Genomic DNA, 2,862 nt, shown 5'->3' with positions numbered 1-2,862 from the left:
GCCGGGGACGACCCGGTCCCGACCGACGTGCTGGACCAGCAGGGCGTGAACGCCGGGCATCCGCTCGCCGCCGAGGCGGGGGCGGAGATGCTCCTCGCCGGCGGGACAGCGGTGGATGCGGCGATCGCCGCCGCGCTCGCGGTCTCGGTGGTGGAGCCCTACGCCTCGGGGGTGGGAGGCGGTGGCTCGGCACTGGTCGCGACCCGGGACGGGGCACCGGAGGCGTTCGACTACCGGGAGGTCGTCGCCGTGGACGGGATCATCCCGCCGTCCAACACGGGCATCCCTGGATTCGTCGCCGGCATGGCGGAACTCCACGCCCGGCACGGAAGCCTCGAGTGGGCCGAACTGGTGGAGCCCGCCGCGCGGATGGCGGAGGGAGGGGTGCCGGCCACCGCCTCGCTCATCGCGAGGATCGCCGTCGGCGGCTCGGGCGCGATCGCTGGTCTCGAGCAGTTCTCGCCGGGCGGAGCGCCTCTCCAGGTCGGCGACACGCTGGTCCAGGGTGAACTCGGTGCCACTCTCCGGACCCTCCAGACCGAGGGGCCGGCGAGTTTCTACAGCGGCGAGATCGCGGAACGCCTCGCCACGGTCGACGGGATCGATCACACCTCGTTGGAGCAGTACGAGGTCCAGCGCAGCGAGCCACCGCAGGGCCCGGTGGGGAACTACGACGTGGTCTCGGGGGCGCCGGCCCTTCCGGGGGCCGCGCTCATCCAGATGCTGCAGGTGCTCGAGAGCCAGGGGATCGCCGGAGTGGACCCGGAATCGACCGAGTACGTCCGCCTGATCTCCGAGGCATGGGTCCTGGCCGAGCAGACCGTCCGCACTGACCTGGGGGACCCCGCCTTCACCGAGGTGCCCGTCGAGCAGCTGGTCGACCCGGTCCGGAACGCACGGCTCGTGGGCGGCACCGCGCCCTCTGCGCCGACCGGGGACAGACCGACCGGGGACAGACCGACCGGAGACAGGCCGACCCGGGATGCGCCTGCCCCGGTGGGCGAGAACCTGGACACCCCCGGGAACACGACGCACCTCACCGTCGTAGACAGGCACGGCACGGTGGTGTCGATGACCAATACGCTCACCCAGTTCTGGGGGTCGGGGACCGAGATCGCCGGGTTCTTCCTCAACGATCAGCTCAGCCGGTTCGACACGGTGGACTCCCCCAGGAATCAGCCCGAGCCGGGCAGGCGTTCGGTGACGTGGTCGAACCCGACGATGGTCCTGGACCGCGAGGGGCGGCCCGTTCTGGGGATCGGCACCCCGGGAGGGGCGAACATCCTCAGCATCCTCGCGAACACCCTCACGCGGTGGGCACTTCTCGGCCAACCGCTGGAGGAGGCGGTGGCGGCTCCCCGATTCCGGTTCGATTCCGTCTCGCAGACCCTGGTCGTGGAGCCGGCGTTGGTGGGCTCTCCGGCGGCGCAGGGGGCCGGAGCCCTGGGATGGCAGGTGTCGCAGTCCCCGGGAGGGCTCTTCGGCTCGGTCCAGGCGCTGGAGATCGACTACGACGATCGGACGGTCTCCGGGCCCACCGACACCCGGCTCGAGGCCGGAACGGTCATCGTCGACGTGGAGGGATGACCGCCCGCCGTTGTCCCCACCGCGGCGGCCGATGTCGTGCGCTGGGGGCCGGGGGTGGGGCGGACGGTACGACGACGACGAGACCGGCCGCTTCGTAGGCTGTGCCGATGTCCCAGCCTGCTCGAGATGCGCTCCGCCGCAACGCCGGCCATCTGGCGTCGGTGGCCCTGGTGATCATGTGGAGTTCGGGCTACGTCGGCGCGGAGCTCGGGACCCGATCCGGTGGCACCTCGCTGCAGCTGCTCGGTTGGCGGTTCTCGATACTCGGAGTGCTGCTGCTCTCGGTCTGCCTGGTACTCGGGGTGCGGTTGACCGACCGGAGGGCGTGGGCGCGGCAGGCGGTGTTGGGTCTGTTCAGTCAGGCCGTGTTCCTGTTCATGATCTTCGAGGGTGTCGCCCGCGGCGTCGACGGCGGGACGGCGGCGCTGATCGCGGCGTTGCAGCCGCTGCTCGTGGCGACGGTCGCGGGCAGGTTCCTCGGGGAACGGACCACACCGGTCATGTGGATCGGCATGTTGCTCGGGATGGCCGGCGTGGTGGTGGTGGTCTCGGGCGGCCTGGGCGCCGGTAGCGCCCCGTGGTGGGCGTATCTGTTCCCGGTGGCCGGGATGCTGAGCCTGGCCACGGGGACGGTCCTCACCCAGCGACTCAGGCCGACCGAGACCCTGCTCCAGTCCATCACCATGCAGTCGGTCGTCGCGGCGGTGGCCCTGGTCGCCGCGATGTTGCTGGCCGGACAGGGCGCGGTGCCGGCCGAGCCCGAGTTCTGGGTGGCGGTGGCGTGGCTGGTGTTCCTGTCCACGCTCTGCGGGTACGTCCTCTACGTGTTCGTCACCCGCACCCGGGGCGCCACGGTCGCCAGCGTCCTGCTCTATCTGACCCCGCCCACCACCATGGTCTGGGTGTGGCTGATGTTCGGGGTGCCGATCACTGTCCTCGCGGTGGTCGGTATGGCGGTCAGCGCGGTCGGCGTGATCCTGGTGCTGCGGTCCCGGGCCGGCGCGCAGGCACAGCGGCAACGCCCGTAGAACTCGGCAGGGAGCCTGTGGACGGGGCGGCCCGGGCGGGAGAGTATTCAGAGGTGAACCCGGAACAGCCCGACCACATCCAGCGCACGCTCGCCGACCTCGACGCCAGACTCGGGCGGATCACCGCCGAGATGGCGGAGGTCCGGAGCGGGCTGGCGGCGCTCGGCCGGCAGGCACGGTCCACCCAGCCCGGGCAACCCGCCGCAGGTGTGTCTCACGCCGGCCGTGCCGACCCCCACCCGTCCTC

The 2,862-nt window shown here is 71.7% G+C and carries 3 protein-coding genes; all 3 read left to right on the top strand.

Annotated elements, in window-relative coordinates:
- On the top strand, positions 1-1,587 hold a 1,587-nt coding region (locus G6027_RS00435), incomplete at its 5' end, for a gamma-glutamyltransferase (RefSeq protein ID WP_182634397.1).
- A gap of 107 nt (positions 1,588-1,694) precedes the next feature.
- The gene (locus G6027_RS00430; protein WP_182634395.1) at positions 1,695-2,615 is read left to right on the top strand and encodes a DMT family transporter; all 921 of its coding nucleotides are present in this window, start codon (positions 1,695-1,697) and stop codon (positions 2,613-2,615) included.
- A 53-nt stretch (positions 2,616-2,668) separates the two neighbouring features.
- On the top strand, positions 2,669-2,862 hold a 194-nt coding region (locus G6027_RS00425; RefSeq protein ID WP_182634393.1), incomplete at its 3' end, for a hypothetical protein.

The sequence above is a fragment of the Dietzia sp. SLG310A2-38A2 genome (assembly GCF_014145095.1).
GTDB lineage: Bacteria > Actinomycetota > Actinomycetes > Mycobacteriales > Mycobacteriaceae > Dietzia.
This window is presented reverse-complemented; position numbering and strand designations above follow the sequence as displayed.